The 16,435-nt window shown below is 47.9% G+C and carries 17 protein-coding genes; 4 read left to right on the forward strand and 13 right to left on the reverse strand.

The genetic code is table 11. The features are described from left to right. Nucleotides 1–115 precede the first annotated feature (115 nt). On the forward strand, nt 116–862 hold the full coding sequence (locus tag ACFQZR_RS24355) for an SDR family NAD(P)-dependent oxidoreductase (protein ID WP_379350717.1): 747 nt from the start codon (nt 116–118) through the stop codon (nt 860–862). 122 nt (nt 863–984) lie between these two features. On the opposite strand, the gene ACFQZR_RS24360 is transcribed toward ACFQZR_RS24355, so the two are convergent. Both ACFQZR_RS24360 and ACFQZR_RS24365 read right to left on the reverse strand, forming a co-directional pair. Next, on the reverse strand, nt 985–1,632 hold the full coding sequence (locus tag ACFQZR_RS24360) for a TetR/AcrR family transcriptional regulator (RefSeq protein WP_379350719.1): 648 nt from the start codon (nt 1,630–1,632) through the stop codon (nt 985–987). A 95-nt stretch (nt 1,633–1,727) separates the two neighbouring features. Beyond that, on the reverse strand, nt 1,728–2,576 hold the full coding sequence (locus ACFQZR_RS24365; RefSeq protein WP_379350721.1) for a sugar phosphate isomerase/epimerase family protein: 849 nt from the start codon (nt 2,574–2,576) through the stop codon (nt 1,728–1,730). 409 nt (nt 2,577–2,985) lie between these two features. Between ACFQZR_RS24365 and pdxK the strand changes: the two genes are divergently transcribed. The 3 genes from pdxK (at nt 2,986) to ACFQZR_RS24380 (ending at nt 6,085) form a co-directional block, all read left to right on the forward strand. Next, entirely contained in the window at nt 2,986–3,798 is an 813-nt protein-coding gene (pdxK, locus tag ACFQZR_RS24370) for a pyridoxine/pyridoxal/pyridoxamine kinase (protein ID WP_379350723.1), read from the forward strand. A 147-nt stretch (nt 3,799–3,945) separates the two neighbouring features. Continuing rightward, nucleotides 3,946–5,178 carry an aminopeptidase gene (locus tag ACFQZR_RS24375; RefSeq protein WP_379350725.1) on the forward strand — a complete coding sequence of 411 codons (1,233 nt, stop codon included), beginning with the start codon at nt 3,946–3,948 and terminating at the stop codon, nt 5,176–5,178. A 145-nt stretch (nt 5,179–5,323) separates the two neighbouring features. Next, entirely contained in the window at nt 5,324–6,085 is a 762-nt protein-coding gene (locus ACFQZR_RS24380) for a DODA-type extradiol aromatic ring-opening family dioxygenase (RefSeq protein WP_379350727.1), read from the forward strand. Nucleotides 6,086–6,143: 58 nt separating this feature from the next. Here the strand turns inward: ACFQZR_RS24380 and ACFQZR_RS24385 are convergent, their stop codons facing one another. The 11 genes from ACFQZR_RS24385 to ACFQZR_RS24435 form a co-directional block, all read right to left on the reverse strand. Beyond that, nucleotides 6,144–6,866, reverse strand: a complete 723-nt coding sequence (locus tag ACFQZR_RS24385; RefSeq protein ID WP_379350729.1) for a hypothetical protein — start codon at nt 6,864–6,866, stop codon at nt 6,144–6,146. Between the two features lie 50 nt (nt 6,867–6,916). After that, nucleotides 6,917–7,732, reverse strand: a complete 816-nt coding sequence (locus tag ACFQZR_RS24390; RefSeq protein WP_379350731.1) for an MBL fold metallo-hydrolase — start codon at nt 7,730–7,732, stop codon at nt 6,917–6,919. Nucleotides 7,733–7,830: 98 nt separating this feature from the next. Then, nucleotides 7,831–8,541: a CAP domain-containing protein gene (locus ACFQZR_RS24395; RefSeq protein WP_379350733.1), complete on the reverse strand. Its 711-nt coding sequence runs from the start codon at nt 8,539–8,541 to the stop codon at nt 7,831–7,833. A 121-nt stretch (nt 8,542–8,662) separates the two neighbouring features. After that, nucleotides 8,663–9,310, reverse strand: a complete 648-nt coding sequence (locus tag ACFQZR_RS24400) for a phosphatase PAP2 family protein (RefSeq protein ID WP_379350736.1) — start codon at nt 9,308–9,310, stop codon at nt 8,663–8,665. Nucleotides 9,311–9,324: 14 nt separating this feature from the next. Next, nucleotides 9,325–10,929, reverse strand: coding sequence for a cobyric acid synthase (locus ACFQZR_RS24405; RefSeq protein ID WP_379350738.1), 1,605 nt, complete (start codon nt 10,927–10,929; stop codon nt 9,325–9,327). 14 nt (nt 10,930–10,943) lie between these two features. Beyond that, the gene (gene cobS, locus ACFQZR_RS24410) at nt 10,944–11,738 is read right to left on the reverse strand and encodes an adenosylcobinamide-GDP ribazoletransferase (protein WP_379350740.1); all 795 of its coding nucleotides are present in this window, start codon (nt 11,736–11,738) and stop codon (nt 10,944–10,946) included. Continuing rightward, nucleotides 11,735–12,283 carry a bifunctional adenosylcobinamide kinase/adenosylcobinamide-phosphate guanylyltransferase gene (gene cobU / locus ACFQZR_RS24415; protein WP_379350742.1) on the reverse strand — a complete coding sequence of 183 codons (549 nt, stop codon included), beginning with the start codon at nt 12,281–12,283 and terminating at the stop codon, nt 11,735–11,737. Before cobU ends, cobS begins: the two co-directional genes overlap by 4 nt. 43 nt (nt 12,284–12,326) lie before the next feature. Continuing rightward, a complete protein-coding gene (cobT, locus tag ACFQZR_RS24420) occupies nt 12,327–13,382 on the reverse strand; it encodes a nicotinate-nucleotide--dimethylbenzimidazole phosphoribosyltransferase (RefSeq protein ID WP_379350744.1) in 1,056 nt (351 codons plus the stop codon). A 45-nt stretch (nt 13,383–13,427) separates the two neighbouring features. Then, complete coding sequence (locus ACFQZR_RS24425; RefSeq protein WP_379350746.1) at nt 13,428–14,231, reverse strand: ABC transporter ATP-binding protein; 804 nt, start codon at nt 14,229–14,231, stop codon at nt 13,428–13,430. Continuing rightward, on the reverse strand, nt 14,228–15,274 hold the full coding sequence (locus tag ACFQZR_RS24430) for a FecCD family ABC transporter permease (RefSeq protein WP_379350748.1): 1,047 nt from the start codon (nt 15,272–15,274) through the stop codon (nt 14,228–14,230). Before ACFQZR_RS24430 ends, ACFQZR_RS24425 begins: the two co-directional genes overlap by 4 nt. Further along, nucleotides 15,274–16,278 carry an ABC transporter substrate-binding protein gene (locus tag ACFQZR_RS24435; RefSeq protein WP_379350750.1) on the reverse strand — a complete coding sequence of 335 codons (1,005 nt, stop codon included), beginning with the start codon at nt 16,276–16,278 and terminating at the stop codon, nt 15,274–15,276. Before ACFQZR_RS24435 ends, ACFQZR_RS24430 begins: the two co-directional genes overlap by 1 nt. Nucleotides 16,279–16,435: the final 157 nt, after the last annotated feature.

Here is a 16,435-nt window from a genome sequence, read left to right on the forward strand (position 1 = left end):
GATGTAAAATACTTCACAAAACAATCACAAAGGTGTATAATACAAGTAGGGACCCGATCCAATGATATCGCTTGCAGGCAAATCATACATTCTAAAGATAAGAAGGTTGATCTTCATGGGACGTTTAACAGGTAAAGTAGCTATTATTACCGGAGCAGCAACAGGAATGGGCGCATCTGAAGCCATGCTTTTCGCACAAGAAGGCGCTAAGGTAGTTGCAACAGACATCCAAGAAACACATTTGCACGAGCTTATCACGAATATCAAAGCAAACGGTGGCGATGCTATCGGGCTGAAACATAACGTAACATCTGAAGAAGAATGGAAACATGTCATTCAAGAAACAATTAACCACTACGGTAAGATTGATATTCTGGTCAATAATGCGGGGGTAGCTTCACCGAAAACGATCGAGCATATGGAAATGAATGAATGGAACCGTATTTTGGATATCAACCTCAACGGTTGTGTCATCGGTATGAAATATGTTATTCCTGAAATGAAAAAAGCAGGCGGCGGCTCGCTCATTAACATCTCTTCCATCGGCGGTATCGTCGGTATGGCCGGAACAAGCCCTTACACAGCTGCCAAAGGCGCACTTCGTACCTTGTCGAAATCCGCTGCCGTAGAATATGGTAAGGATAAAATCCGCGTGAACTCCGTACATCCAGGTATTATCGTAACACCAATGACGGAGGAATCATTCAAATCGGCTGAACCATTCTACCGTACGTTCACACAGCTTCCATACTTCGGTAATCCAGAAGACGTTGCTTACGGCGTGCTCTTCTTGGCATCCGATGAATCCCGTTTCATGACGGGAGCAGAGCTTGTTATTGACGGTGGATGGACAGCGATCTAAATCGAATATCATTCAAAAAACAAGCCCCCGTCCACGTTGGATGGGGGCTCTCTCGCTTTATTGTGTCCAGTGCAGGAATCTCTACACCTTGATCATCTGCGAAGATATCATTCGATGTTGTTTTACTGTCCTTTCTTCGCTTCCAATACCGGATTACGAATATACGGCCCTTGTATGGATAGATCCATCAACTGTGATGCCATTTCTTCTTCGGAATACGGCATATTCTGCTCTACCCACCAGATGATCACTTCAAGAAAAGCAGATTCGACATATTTAATAATAATTTCTCGTCTCGCTGTTAGATTGTTATCATCTGGCTCTGTACGGTTAATCCCGGTCGAGACGAACTCATGAATGACTGCCATTAAGCCTTGCGTAAAATAAGGAATGCGATTCGTTACAAGCAGTGCACGATAAAAATGAAAATGTATTGCGATCTGATGGAACATCTGAATAAAATTCGGGTGCGGCTTACCTATTGTATAATCAAATTCCTCATCTTCATGACGAATACTCACTTCACGTTGGAGCTCATCCAATACCTTATCGATACAACTCTCTAGCAAATCAGCCTTATCCTTGAAGTGCAGATAGAACGTTGCCCGCTTCACTGTCGCGTGATCGGAGATATCCTGTACGGTAATATGATCGAATTCCTGTTCTTCCATGAGCCTAATCAGTGCATCGCGAAGTAATCGTTTGGTCCGCATCACACGCGGGTCTTGTCTCGTTTGCCTCTCCACAATATCCATATCCTTTACCATCATAATATTCTTAGTATAGACGGGAAACCCTGGATTGAACACCAAAAAACCTTCTTCACAGGTCGTGTAAGAAGGTTCATCAGGCGAATCTCTATGTACTACTTAAGCAGCTTCATCATATTCTGATAGCTTTCGCGCACACTCTCAAGCTCGGACTTCGTCGTTACATCCTGCTCCAGAATAATATATTTTACCGATTCGAGTTCTTCTGCTTTCTTCAAGATTCCTGGAATATCCATTACACCCGTTCCAATCTCAACGAAATCCTCTGGTTTCACGGTACTGAAGACAACCTCCGGCGTTAGGACACCCGATACTTGCTCGAGCTCGAATAAGTTCACGGGCGATGCAGAAGCGCTCAAATCTTTCTGATGCAATAACCCAAGTCGGTTTCCCAGCTGGTCCATATACGCGATCGGATCCACGCCTGCCCGCATAGCCCAATATGTATCGAATTCCACGAGCACGTGTGACGGATCGGTATTCTCCAACAGAATATCCATGATTGTCTGACCATCGAACGCCTGGAATTCATGAAAATGATTGTGGTAATAGAAGTCCATGCCTTCCGCTCTGCACTTCTTCCCAGAAGCATTCAACCATTCTGCCAGACGAAGCGCATCATCCTTATCCTTGAAGAAATAACCGGGCAAAACAACACCGCCGCTGCCCAGCTCTGCATGATAACGAATGACTTGATCCCAGTCTAAATTCGGATGATAGGAGACATGACTCGTTACAACCTGGAGCCCCATCTGCTCCATATTCGATTTGAGCTCTTGCGCTGTATAACCAACCTCGAAGCTACCATCATTCGATGTGTTATGAAAAGCGAACTCCACATGGGTATAACCGATGTCCGCCACTTGACGTAACGTACCTAAGAAATCTTGGGCCATCGCTTCGCGAACAGAGTATAATTGTAGACCGATTGGAATGTGATTCATGTTACCCCTCCTACTAGAATTAAAGTGTAAACCCTTACATCGTCATTATATTCTAATAGATGGATGCCATGCTTCCCCTTTCTTAACTAGAAATGGGATCAATCTTCATCTTTTCGCCGCACAGCATGGAACGATCGCGATTCGCAAATATTAAATTATAACTTAACTTTCAGAGACCAAAACCTTATACTAATGGTGCGTGTTCAAAAAGTCGGCATTTCAGCACCGAGAAGGTTGCGTGAACCAGAAGAAGGAGGAACGGAGTTTAGGCAAAACCTAAATGAGTACCGGACTTCGAGGGTGAACGCAAGATTCGATGTCGAATATACTTCTCGAATGACTTCGTGATCAAATGATGACTTTTTGAACAACCTCTAATGGGATATAGAAGCAAAGGGGACAGATTACTATGATTCACAAAGCACTAACCATTGCCGGCTCCGATACAAGTGGCGGTGCAGGCCTTCAAGCCGATCTCAAAACGTTTCAGGAACGCGGTGTATTCGGCATGACAGCAATCACCGTCATTGTCGCCCAAGATCCGCACAATGGCTGGTTCCATGATGTATTCCCGATCGAATTATCACTACTTGAGAAGCAAATCGAGACCGTTCTTGCAGGCATCGGTGTCGATGCTGCCAAAGTCGGCATGCTCGGGTCGACTGAAATCATTGAACTTGTCGCACGCAAGATCGACCAATATAACGTTAGAAATTTCGTTATCGATCCTGTCATGGTATGTAAGGGTGCAGATGAAGCCCTTCACCCAGAGACGAATGAAGCGCTACGCGATATTCTCGTACCAAAGGCGCTTGTCGTGACACCGAACCTGTTCGAAGCTTCTCAGCTTAGCGGTATGGCACCGATTAAGACCGTGGATGAAATGAAAGAAGCTGCGGCGAAAATTCATGAGAAAGGTGCAGCTTATGTCCTTGTCAAAGGCGGCGGTAAACTGACTAGTGAACAAGCAGCCGTAGATGTACTCTATGACGGCAAGAACTTCGAACTGCTCCAGTCCGAGAAATTCAGCACTTCCTTCACGCATGGTGCAGGCTGCACCTATTCCGCAGCGATCACCGCAGAGCTCGCAAAAGGACGCGAAGTTAAAGAAGCCATTCATACCGCGAAGGCATTTATTACCGAGGCCATTCGCCATTCGTTCGCATTAAACCAGTACGTTGGACCAACAAATCATGCGGGGTATCGACTATCTGGTCAATAATATAGGTACTACATATCAAGGAAATCTCGACATCATGGATGCCGAGATTTTCTTTGTTGTTGGAACGATGTAGAAATTGAGAAAATTTGATACAATAAGAACATATCCCAAGCAGAATTCTGCGTGAAATAAAAGGAGATTGATCGCATGGCAACTTTCGAACAACAATTAGCGCAATATGCCGACCTTATTGTTAAAGTGGGCGTTAATGTCCAACAAGACCAGCAAGTCTTTATTACAGGTTCTACCGAAATGACAGAACTCGTCCGCCTCGTGGCGAAGAAAGCGTATGAAGCTGGCGCAAGCAACGTACATGTGGATTGGGTAGACGAGGCCCTCTCCCGACTGAAATACGAGAACGCGTCCGACGACCACTTCACGAAGTTCCCAGAGTGGGAAGTTGCGAAGCGTAATACGTTCTTGGATGCGCGTGCAGCATTCATCGCGATCGTATCCCCGAACCCGGATTTGCTCAAAGGCATTGATCCACAGCGAATCGGCAGTTTCCAGAAAGCTTCAGGACAAGCGCTCGAGAAGTACCGTCAATATGTACAATCGGACAAAGTAAGCTGGACGGTTGTCGCTGCTGCAACGAAGAACTGGGCTGCGAAGATCTTCCCAGACGTTACGCCAGATGAAGCACAAGTGCTATTATGGAATGCGATCTTCGAATCTGTTCGTCTGAACACACCTGATCCGGTTCAAGCATGGGAAGAACACAACGCGAACCTACATAAGAAAGTCGAAGTATTGAACGGATACCACTTCCACAAACTTCACTACACGGCACCAGGAACGGATCTCACAATCGAATTGCCTGAGAAGCACCTCTGGGTGGGCGCAGGCAGCACGAGTGAGAGCAATGTTGCTTTCATGGCGAATATGCCAACAGAAGAGGTATTTACAGTACCTTACAGAAACGGTGTTAACGGATATGTATCCAGCACGAAGCCTCTAAGCTATGGCGGCAATATTATCGATAACTTCAAATTAACCTTTGAAGAAGGACGTATCGTTAAGGTTGAAGCCGAACAAGGGCAAGCGATCTTGCAACAGCTTGTAGATACAGATGAGGGCTCACACTACTTGGGCGAAGTTGCACTTGTTCCACACGAGTCCCCTATCTCACAGTCCAACATTTTGTTCTTCAATACCTTATTCGATGAAAATGCATCCAACCACCTCGCGATCGGCAGCGGTTATGCGTTCAACGTTGAAGGCGGCAAAACAATGACAAGAGAAGAATTGGATGCGAGTGGTGTGAACGCAAGTATTACACACGTCGACTTCATGATTGGTTCTGCGAAGATGGACATCGATGGCATTCAACAAGACGGTACTGTGGTTCCGGTATTCCGTGGCGGCAACTGGGCAATCTAATCAAAGACCATAATTAAGACTGCATCTCCTACGATAGGGATGCAGTCTTTTTCAATATCATAAAACACTTGACTTTAGTATGTAATAAAAATATACTAACTTATATAAAGTAAGTTACTAATTATCGATTCAGGAGGTCATTCCTATGATACCATCATTATTTCTTGCTCATGGATCACCGATGCTCGCCATTGAAGATACACCGTATACAGCGTTCCTCGAACAACTTGGACAACAATGGAAGCCGAAAGCCATTGTCATTTTCACCGCACACTGGGAAAGTGAAGTGCTTACGATTTCCACGCATGATCAAGTCTATGAGACCATTTACGATTTCGGCGGATTCCCGGATGCCTTGTATGAGGTTGTCTACCCTGCCAAAGGCTCATCACAGCTTGCCAATCAACTCGCTGAGAGGTTTAAACAAGCTGGTATCGAGACGCGCACCGATACGACTCGAGGACTGGATCATGGATCTTGGACGCTGCTGCATCGCATGTATCCTGCCGCAGATATTCCGGTCGTCCAAATTTCGGTTCATCCTTATCTTGCGGCAGAAGCACAGTATAAGATCGGTCAAGCGCTGCAAGGTCTAGGCGATGAAGACATCCTCATCATCGGCAGTGGCGTCACGGTACACAATCTGCGATTGCTTAATTGGGGTCAGAAGGAGCCAGAGGCCTGGGCTGTTGCTTTTGATGATTGGTTATTGGATAAGGTCGAGCACGGCGATCTACCATCCCTGTTCGCCTATGATCAACTTGCGCCGTATGCACGCCAGGCCGTGCCTCGTGCCGAGCATTTCGTGCCGTTCTTTATCGCGATGGGCAGCGGTTCATCGAAACCGCAAGTGATTCATCGCAGCTATGATCTTGGAACGTTGAGTTATTTGAGCATGGCATTCTAACGCACCTAAATGAACGAAGACCATCATCCTACAGGTGTTGGTCTTCTTCTTACTTATCTTATCCACGCTTAGGGATAAATTGCTCAATCTCTTGCGATATCGTATGCGTCTCCCCAGGACTGAAATAATAATGCTTGCTGTCGTAGGCAAGGGATATTTTATAAGCCATGACTTGGTCGGTATAGAAGACCATCTGGTAATAGATCGAGTCACCTTGCGTTTGATCCGGTACATATTCGGGGGTCTTGCTACCTGCCACAAGCAGATCGGTGAATTTCTGTATGTCAGGCCCATCCTGTATTTTATGAAGAAGTTCGTTCGAGCCAGCGTCTTGGTAGATTTCAATACGCTTCACCTTTACCGCCTCGAGATCTTTAAATTTCATATGTTGAAAATCAGGGTCGTTTACTTGATACAGCCGAAAACCATGAATGGAGCGATCATCCTTTGCTGCAATGAGTGATTGATCCTTATACCCTTTCATTTCGAACAGTTCTGTACCTACTGCCAGAAAAGCGGCGTCCCCGTCCTGTGTTCGGTATTCAGGATTGGTCACCACATCACTGACTTGAAAGGCAACCTTACCAACAACACGATCTAGTAAGACAGCGGCTGGATCTGCAAGTACAGCTTCGTGCAACCCCATATACGTCTTCTGATTGATTTTTACAAAATCGACCCAATCGATAGCTGCATTACCTTTGATCGGATTCAACACAGATCTGCAGGCGGTTAATGCAACGATAGCCAACAATATGACTACAACAAGACCTCTCTTCATCGTGATCCCCCCTGCCCCTTTAACGAGTCAGAACGGGAAGAGGTTGCGTCTTATAACCCTAATTCTTTACGAATTTGATCTTGATTACTCGTATGGTAATTTTTCATGTTCCGTGGGAAAGGAACGCCCTCGATCATGGCATCGATAGCTTCATGGTCCCCTTCGATAATGTGTTGGCGCAGCGTCTCGATATAAGCAATCGACTGATCAATCCGCGTCTTCATTTCAATCGCATCCGTCGTAATATTCCCGTGACCTGGAACAAGCACTCGAATATCATGCTTCTCCAGGACCTGATGCAGTTGACTCATTGTCGCTGCGTAATCGCTACTGCTAGAGTAGATATACGGAAACTCGATATCCGAACAATAATCTCCAGCTAGCATAATACCCTCCGGGTCGATAACCGTCACGATCCCATCATCCGTATGGCCCGGTGCAAGATAGAACGTCAAGAGCGTCTGCCCCAATTGAACCTGCTGTCCATTCTCGGCAATCAGGATATCGGCGACAGGATATTTCAGCTCATAATCCCGAGTTAAGTAAAACTTATCATCAAAGGACTTGATCTGTTCCACAATTTCATCCGGATTCGGATGATGATGTAGCTTCTCGCTCGCGATCACCTTCGCTTCAGGAAATGCACCGTAGCCTAGAATATGATCCCAATCGCTATGTGTGAAGAGCAGATAGATGGGCCAGCCTCTGCCTACTTGATCAACGTAATCACGAATCTCACGAACCTCTTGCGGCAACCATGTTGGGTCTACGACAATTGTACATTCATCCAAAGTAATAACGGAAGATGTCGTATGATACAAAGCGCTCTGGAATACTGTAATTCGACTGTTCTGATAGACAATCAATTTCGTTCGCCCCTCTCGGTCTTGTTACTTCTTATTATAGCAAAAAAATAGGCAGCTCCCATGGACGGGAACTGCCTTTGTTTGTATGATTTGTGCAATTATGCTTTGCTGATGAATTCTTGCACCCATTCACCTTGGTAGTACGCTACACCAATGTGTGTGAAGTTCGCATTCAAGATATTCGCACGGTGACCTGAACTGTTCATCCAGTCATTCATCACTTGCTGTGGTGTTGTCTGGCCTTTCGCAATGTTCTCACCTGCATAACCAAAAGCAATGTTGTATTGCTTCATCATATCAAATGGCGAACCGTACGTTGGCGATTGATGATCGAAATAGTTGTTGCTATACATATCTTTTGCTTTATCTAGAGCCATTGCAGCAAGTCTGCTGTCTGTCGATAGCGGCTGCAGACCAGCCTTTGCACGTTCTTGGTTCACTAAGCTCACAACTTGTGCAGCGAAGCTAGTATCCCCTTGATTCGGTTGTGTTGGCTTATTGTCATTTGTCGGCGGAGTTGGCTTCGTTGGTTGCGTTGGTACCGTTGGCTTGCTTGGCTGTACAGGGACTGTCGGCACTGTCGGCTGCTGAGGGTACGTTGGGAATGTCACGTTTCCTGGGAATGTCGGGCATGCGCCACCACCTACAACCTGAACTTGCTTCGGCATATTTTTCATGAAATTATTAATAAAATCATTCCAGTTGCATTGAACTGGTGCAGCTGAAACTGCTGTTGGCAACATCCACGCACATGCCACCGCAGTGACCATAACCGTCTTGGAGAAACGATTCATCATCTTCTTCTTCATATGGTATAAATCCTCCTTGTATGCATTGCATTTTGTTGTGTGAATGCTAAGCCCTCATTCACTGAAGGAAGTGTAACATACGTCATAAGATGCGATCATTACCAAAAATTTGGGAATCTCATTATTTTCCAGATGTTTTACGCTCTCGGTACCACTGATACCAATAGATACAAAACGCAAGCCAACTGCCTGATACCAGATAGCCAGCGAGTACATCACTCGGATAGTGCACGCCCGCATAGACCCGGCTAATTCCGATCATCGCAATGATCAACGAACCAAGAATTAACAGCAAAACACGTCCCCATCTCGGCCGAATGTGCTTCCAGAGCAGGAAGACGATGACCCCATATAGCGAGAAAGCAGCCATCGCATGACCCGATGGGAAGCTATAACCTGTTTCCTCCAGTATCCTGTGAATGGTCGGGCGTTCACGTGTAAATAATCTTTTTAACACCACATTCAGTAATGCCGAGCCACCGACTACAATGCCGAAGAGGATCAATTCTTCGCGATGCTTCAGAACAAAAAATAGGAATAACATGGTAAGAAGCGTGATACAGATGACAGGTACCGTCGAACCGATAAAGGCACAGAATTTTGCAAATCCCGTCCAGAAGGGCGACTCCTTCCCTTGTACAAAGTGAATAATCGCTTCATCAAATGCGGAGACTCGGTTCGTCGCTACGAAATACGCCACGACGATGGATGCGATAAGTCCTACGAGTGTAAGATACAATGGCGTCTTTCGTACTTTCATTGCTTGCATGCTCTATTTCCTTTCTATTCAGAGATCGAGGGTTCCTTAGCTGTTCGTGCTGGTAAGCCAGCAATCTCATAGATTAATGCGATATTCATGGATTTCCGCGTCTCATCAGCCAATCGATCGAAGGCGAGCTGCTGTCGATCTGCAAAAGGAATGATATCCTCGATCGCATGCAATCCTTTGCGCTTACGTATCTGATTAAGCCACTGCCGACGGAAGACATCATTATGGAAGATCCCGTGCAAATACGTGCCCCATACTTGACCATTTGCCGATGCTAATCCTTCCGCCCTGTGATTCGACATCTGGAACAGCGGATAGACGGATTCCTTCTTGCCATCCAATCGAATCGTCTGACCCATATGGATCTCATACCCGGTAATCGCTGTGCCATTCCCTTGGCCCCACTGCGGCTGCGAACAATCGATAACACCTTGAACCCGTTCGGTTTTCTTCTCCGCATAGAAGGTTGTCTGTAGTGGAAGCAAACTAAGCCCCAGCGCTTCGGCTCCCGCTTCAACCTCAACCCCATGCGGATCAAGGAGCTGTTCGCCCAGCATCTGATATCCACCGCAAATACCAACGATGTCACAGGAAGAGTGTCCCTCATCCTCATGAACATGAGCGAAGGTAAGTATGGCGTCAGCTAGACCCGATTCGCGTAAGAAGCGTAAATCATCCATCGTATTCTTCGTTCCTGGTAAAATGATCCCATCCGGCGTCCCTAGTTCGGCGAGCGATTGCACATAACGAACGCGCACATCCTGCTCCGCAACCAAGGCGTCAATATCCGTAAAGTTCGAGATTCGTGGATATCGGATGACAGCAATATCGAGCTCATATTCTTCATTGTCCCCGAGTGCCTTCCCTTTGTATGCATCCAATACGACGGAGTCCTCTTGTTCAATATCGATATTCGGCAAATAAGGCAGTACACCGACCACGGGAATGCCCGTCCGCTCTTCGAGCCAGTCTAGACCAGGTTGAAGCAAACTGAGGTCTCCGCGGAATTTGTTTATAATGAAGCCTTTGACACGATCACGTTCATGCGGTTCTAAGAGTTCCAACGTTCCGACCAGCGAAGCGAATACGCCGCCGCGATCAATGTCCGCAACGAGCAGGACAGGCGCTTCCGCCCATGCGGCCAGATTCATGTTCACAATATCATTTTGCTTCAGATTAATCTCTGCCGGACTGCCTGCACCTTCAATCACAACGACTTCGTATTCTGCCCGTAAGCGTTCAAGCGCATCGACCACCGTCGTTTTGGCAAAAGGGAGAAATTCGGACCGATAATCACGTGCGCTTAACTGCGTATAGGGTTTGCCGTGGACAACGATTTGTGCGTTCATCTCTTTCATCGGTTTGATGAGGATCGGGTTCATATCGGTCGTCGCCGGAATCTCGCAAGCTTCCGCTTGCACGCCTTGCGCTCGCCCGATTTCTTTGCCATCCATCGTCACATACGAATTTAGCGCCATGTTCTGCGATTTATAAGGAGCAACCTTCCACCCGTCCTGCTTCAAAATCCGACATAATGCCGTCGTTACAATGCTCTTGCCTACATCGGATGCCGTTCCTTGCAGCATAATGGTTCTTGCTTTTGGCCGTTCACTGGACATGCAGTCGCCTCCTTCTAGACGATTATTGTACATATAAGCAGCAGTAGAATTTCCAAACATTCGTTCAATGCGCCATAAGTGTCGCCGGTTAGACCACCGAGCTTATTCGCCATGGATCTTGCTATGATCATCCCGAGCAATAATGCGCCCATCCCAATCCATACAATAGATAACCCGTCTGATGTGGTGATTGTACCTATGCCACCCCACATCGCAGTACCAATCCAGATCAGCACAGATACAACAACCGCCATCAGCGTTGCTCCCGTTACATGCCGCGCACCTACGCCTTTAAAATAACTGCCGAGTCCAGATTCCTTCCTTGCATAAGGAAATGCTGCCATCCCAATGACCATAAACCAGCGGCTCCAAATGAAGGGCAGGACGATCTCCCAAGACCATTTCTGATCCAATAAGGTGTAGAAAATAACGGCCTTGAGCAGCATCGCAAGAACACAGACAATGACGCCCATAGCTCCTACCCGGCTGTCCTTCATAATTTCAAGCATTTGTTCCCGTGGTCGATGGCTTAGAATCCCATCTGCGGTGTCCATTAACCCATCAATATGTAAGGCCCCTGTCAAAGAAACCGTCCAGACCAAGGTCAGGACGGCCGCTAGTACAAGAGGGAAGAGCAGTGAGCTGCCGTAGCCGAAGCCCCACACCAGCCCACCGAGAACTGCGCCAACAAGCGGATAGAACACCACGCTGCGAGCGAACACCTCTTTGGAATAATGAATTTGAATCGGCAGCGGCAGCCTCGATAAGAATTGAAAGGCTGCTACACAGGCTTGCGCTGCTTGTTTCATAACTGAACCGCCCTGCTCTTGAGTTCGATCGGGATGCCTGCGGTGACCAGATACACTTGCTCACAGACTCCCGCTAGCTTCCGATTCATATAACCAGCTAGATCCCGATATTGCCTGCCTAGCGGATATTCCGGCACAATCCCGCTGCCAACCTCGTTCGTCACGAAGATTAGCGTACCCGCGTAAATTCGAACCCGTTCTACCAACTGATCAATCTGCTGCTTTACCAAATCAGTTGCATTCGGCTCCGCTTCGCAGCGCAGTAGAATATTCGAGAGCCACAGGGTCAAGCAATCGACGAGAATCATCTTCGACCCTTCGAGATCTCCGAGTAAGGCGATTAAGTCGTAGGGTTCTTCGATGGTCTTCCATTCGAAAGCAGCTTGATCCCGCTCCATTTGGTGCATGCGAACCCGTTCTCGCATCTCATCGTCGTAGAGTTGTGCCGTCGCGATATAGATACCGCGATCGCCATAGTTTGCGCAGAGCTTCTCCGCGAAGGAGCTCTTCCCGCTTCGCGCACCACCTGTTACCAGAATCGGCATGCCTTTTCTCTCCCCTCATGTGATACATCCATTCATCATTTCTTTATTCGCCTGAGCTTACGCCTGCACTTGCGAAGGTTGCCATCTCACGCATGATTTTCGTTGCTGCATCGATCAAGGTAAAGGCAAGCACGGCACCTGTCCCTTCACCAAGCCGCATGTCCAATTGCAGCACTGGCGTTAATCCGATTTCTTCAAGCAAGCTCTCATGCCCTTGTTCTTGGGATAGATGCGATCCGATCATATATCCGCTTGTTAGCGGTTCAATACGGCTGGCTATCAACGCTGCTGCAGAAGAGATGAATCCATCAATCACAACAGGGCATTGATGTCTTGCTGCGCCCAGGATCACGCCGACCAGACCAGCGATCTCTAGTCCCCCTACCTTCGCCAGGACATCCAGCGGGTCCTTCGCATTCGGACGGTTTACTTGAATTGCTTGGCGAACAACCGCTTGCTTATGTAGCATACGTTCATCATCGATGCCAGTTCCGCGTCCTACCGTCTCCTCGGATGACATGCCCGTGAGCACACTTAGAATGGCTGCACTCGCTGTCGTGTTCCCAATGCCCATCTCGCCTGTCGCGAAGATCTTATACCCATCGGCAACACGCTGCTCTACAATCTCAGCTCCTGCGAGGATAGCTTGGATCGCTTCATCTCGTGACATGGCTGGGCCCTTCGCCATATTTGCCGTTCCTTTACGGACTTTCCGGGACACCAGCTGCGGATGCTCCATATCTGCATTCACGCCGATGTCGACACATACGACATCCGCACCTGCATGACGTGCCAGCACGTTCACGGCTGCGCCGCCGTTCAAGAAATTATAGACCATCTGCGGTGTCACTTCCGAGGGGAATGCACTAATCCCTTCTTCACACACGCCATGATCTCCAGCCATGACGATAACGGCTTTCTTCGCGAATGCGGGGTGCAATTCACCTGTAATGCCTGCGACCTGCGCCGCAATATTCTCAAGCTTGCCAAGGCTGCCTGGAGGCTTCGTCAGCTGATCCAAATGCTGCATCGCTTCCTCGACCATCTGCCCATCTAATGGTTCAATGTGTGAAATGAGTTGTTCTAATTGTTCTCTCATTATCTCGCTCCAATCTGTGTATGATTCTTCGATGTAAGTAAGATTCTATTTTGCTTCATTTCCTAGTGTCTCATGGGAATCCGGTTGAAGCAAGATTTGTGGCGCGCCGTTCACAGGATGAGGAATAATAATCGGTTCCGTACCGAAAACTTCGTGAACGCGCTCCCGGCTTAATATTTCAGTTGGCTTGCCAATCGCCACCTGTTTCCCTTCATGCAGCACAAGCAATTGATCACAATATTGCGCCGCTAAGTTCAGATCATGAAGAACAGCGATGATCGTCAAGCCGCAGTCACGCTGCCATTTCCGCACATAATCCATAAATTGCAGCTGATAGCGAATATCCAGATACGTCGTTGGTTCATCCAGCAGCAGAATTTCAGGCTGCTGAACCATCACTTTGCCGAGGGCGACACGCTGCCGTTGTCCACCGCTAAGTTCATGCAGTGGTCGATCGAGCAGCTCCGCTAAATTCAATTGCTCCGCGACCCCAGCGATAAGTGAGGATGCATCCGTCTGATCCCGGCCGAGCCAATTCTGGAATGGGAACCTTCCCATCTCAAGAACCTCCTGCACGGAATATCCAACAGGTGGCAGCGTCTCCTGCTGTAGGACCGCAAGATGCTGTGACAAAGCTTTCCGCGAATACGCCGATAAAGGTTGGTTGCGAATGACAATCTCGCCCGCAGAAGCCGGCTCCACGCCGGATATGCATTGCAGCAACGTCGATTTCCCGCTTCCATTCGGACCGATGATGCCAAGACAAGTCCCTGGCTCCACTTCAAAATGAATATTTTGCAGCACCTTCGCAGCCCCATAATGCTTATCTACATGTTCGACTCGGATCATGACAATCGACCCCTTCGCGTTTTTTTGTTGCGGTGCAGCAGATAGGCGAAGAATGGTGCGCCAATAAATGCGGTTACAACGCCAAGCGGAATTTCAGTGGGTGCGAGTACCGATCGAGCAAGGGTATCTGCGATCACCATGTAGATTCCACCACCAATTGCGGATAACGGGACGATCAGTCGATAATTCGAGCCGACCAGCAATCGAATCATATGGGGGACGATCAACCCGACGAAGCCGATGACACCTGATACGGATACGGCCGCAGCCGTCATAAATGTCGCCGTTAATAGAATAATCATCTTCGTCCGATCCACACGAATCCCTAAATGCGCGGCTTCACGTTCCCCTAGCGCAAGGATGTTCATCGTCCTGGCATAACCCATCACAATAATAAAGCCAACGATCAAATACGGCCCCAGCACCGCGGTATATGCCCATCCGCGCAGCGAGAGGCTGCCCATGAGCCAGAACATAATTTCATTGATCGTCTTATCCGACAATGCGACGAGCAGGGACACGAACGCTCCGAGGAAGGCCTGCATGACAACACCGGCGAGTATTAACCGTTCCGTCGGTATTTTGCCTTCATCTTGCGCAAGCCGCATCACAAGCCATAGGGTTAAGACCCCTGTCGTGAAAGCAACAATGGGCACGGACCACTGTCCAACAAGTGAATATTGGATGCCAAAATAAATCATAAATGCCGCACCTACAGAGGCGCCGGAAGACACGCCAAGCGTGTACGGGTCCGCCAGCGGATTGCGCAAGACCCCCTGAAATGCCGCACCGGATAAGGATAGGCATGCACCAACCAAGACCCCAATCGCAATGCGAGGAATCCGTACCTTTAATAAGATCTGTTCATAGGAACCTGGCCACGTCTTGGGAATCATATCTTGAAGCCAAGGAATCTGATGCAGCAAAATGGCTGGGATTTGCTGCAGCGGAATATGCACTGAGCCAATGGTAGCCGAGACGCAAATCGTAAAAAGGAGGAGGAGTATTCCTCCCCCTCCCCACAGCAATCCTGTTCGGTTCATTATTTCACCAAATCCGGATAGATCGCCTTCGCCATGGCGATCAAGCCATCGGTTAGACGTGGACCTGGTCTGCTAAGCAAGTTGCCATCCACGCCAATCACTTGATTATTCTTAATCGCATCAATTTGATCCCAGCCGCTGCGACCTAGAATGATATCTTTAATCGGTTTGCCTGTCTCATAATCTTTGGCATCATTCGCGAATAGAATGACATTCGGATTCGAATGAATAATATTCTCTTCATTAATCTGCACCCAGCCTTGTACATCGGATGCCACGTTCACGCCGCCAGCGATTGTGATCAATTCATCCATGAATTCGCCTTTACCGACCGTCCAGCCTGGGGAGAATTCGATGTATACCTTCTTCTTCTGATCCGCAGCGACATTCTTCACCGCTTCAATGACCGAATCGCGGTCCGCCTTCATCTTATCGATCACTTGCTTCGCTTCCGCTTGACGATCCGTAATTTGACCGTACACTTCGATATTTTTCATAATATCTTCAAGCGTCTTCGGTTCGACTTTGAAAATTTTGATTCCCAGATCACGAAGCTTCTTCACGGATTCTTCTTTCATGGAAATTCCCGTAAAGACGATGTCCGCATTGGCACCGATAACCGCTTCTTCATTCGGCTTCATAATGCTTCCCATTTTCGGCTTGGAGCTTGCTGCTGCCGGGTAGTCATCATAATCCGATACACCAACGATTTGTTGATCCAGTCCAAGTGCGAAGAGCGACTCCGTCTCTGCCGGCGATACCGATACGATACGCTCAGGTGCTTTGTCAAATGTAAACTCCTCGCCTGTCGCATCCTTAATCGTAAGAGGATACTTCGTCTTGAGGTCCGATGTTTCGGTATTGTCTTTTTGCTCCTGTTTGCTCTGCTCTGTCTGAGCCCCTTGCTTTGCTGCGTCTTCTGTCCCCTTCGTACCGCAAGCCGCGATACTGACAACGAGCGCGAGAATCAGTGCCCACGTCGATAAACCTTTCCAAATCTTCATCCTTGTCTCTCTCCCCTTATTCTTAATGGAAGCTGAACGTTTGAACAGAGAAAACCCCAGATCCTACAGGACCCGGGGCACGTCAATTTCGGAATATATCCGTATGTATGCGTACTGCATGTCACACGTCTTCCAACTGAGCGCAACCCTTTCCTCG

This window comes from Paenibacillus sp. GCM10027629, assembly GCF_042676425.1.
Lineage (GTDB): Bacteria > Bacillota > Bacilli > Paenibacillales > Paenibacillaceae > Paenibacillus_K > Paenibacillus_K terrigena.

Coding starts and splice junctions, on each gene's coding strand:
- ACFQZR_RS24380 (WP_379350727.1), top strand. CDS start 5,324: ATGATACCATCATTATTTCTTGCTCATGGATCACCGATGCTCGCCATT.
- pdxK (WP_379350723.1), top strand. CDS start 2,986: ATGATTCACAAAGCACTAACCATTGCCGGCTCCGATACAAGTGGCGGT.
- ACFQZR_RS24405 (WP_379350738.1), bottom strand. CDS start 10,929: ATGTCCAGTGAACGGCCAAAAGCAAGAACCATTATGCTGCAAGGAACG.
- ACFQZR_RS24430 (WP_379350748.1), bottom strand. CDS start 15,274: ATGAACCGAACAGGATTGCTGTGGGGAGGGGGAGGAATACTCCTCCTC.
- cobT (WP_379350744.1), bottom strand. CDS start 13,382: ATGAGAGAACAATTAGAACAACTCATTTCACACATTGAACCATTAGAT.
- ACFQZR_RS24360 (WP_379350719.1), bottom strand. CDS start 1,632: ATGATGGTAAAGGATATGGATATTGTGGAGAGGCAAACGAGACAAGAC.
- ACFQZR_RS24375 (WP_379350725.1), top strand. CDS start 3,946: ATGGCAACTTTCGAACAACAATTAGCGCAATATGCCGACCTTATTGTT.
- ACFQZR_RS24385 (WP_379350729.1), bottom strand. CDS start 6,866: ATGAAGAGAGGTCTTGTTGTAGTCATATTGTTGGCTATCGTTGCATTA.
- ACFQZR_RS24435 (WP_379350750.1), bottom strand. CDS start 16,278: ATGAAGATTTGGAAAGGTTTATCGACGTGGGCACTGATTCTCGCGCTC.
- cobS (WP_379350740.1), bottom strand. CDS start 11,738: ATGAAACAAGCAGCGCAAGCCTGTGTAGCAGCCTTTCAATTCTTATCG.
- ACFQZR_RS24425 (WP_379350746.1), bottom strand. CDS start 14,231: ATGATCCGAGTCGAACATGTAGATAAGCATTATGGGGCTGCGAAGGTG.
- ACFQZR_RS24355 (WP_379350717.1), top strand. CDS start 116: ATGGGACGTTTAACAGGTAAAGTAGCTATTATTACCGGAGCAGCAACA.
- ACFQZR_RS24365 (WP_379350721.1), bottom strand. CDS start 2,576: ATGAATCACATTCCAATCGGTCTACAATTATACTCTGTTCGCGAAGCG.
- cobU (WP_379350742.1), bottom strand. CDS start 12,283: ATGCCGATTCTGGTAACAGGTGGTGCGCGAAGCGGGAAGAGCTCCTTC.
- ACFQZR_RS24395 (WP_379350733.1), bottom strand. CDS start 8,541: ATGAAGAAGAAGATGATGAATCGTTTCTCCAAGACGGTTATGGTCACT.
- ACFQZR_RS24400 (WP_379350736.1), bottom strand. CDS start 9,310: ATGCAAGCAATGAAAGTACGAAAGACGCCATTGTATCTTACACTCGTA.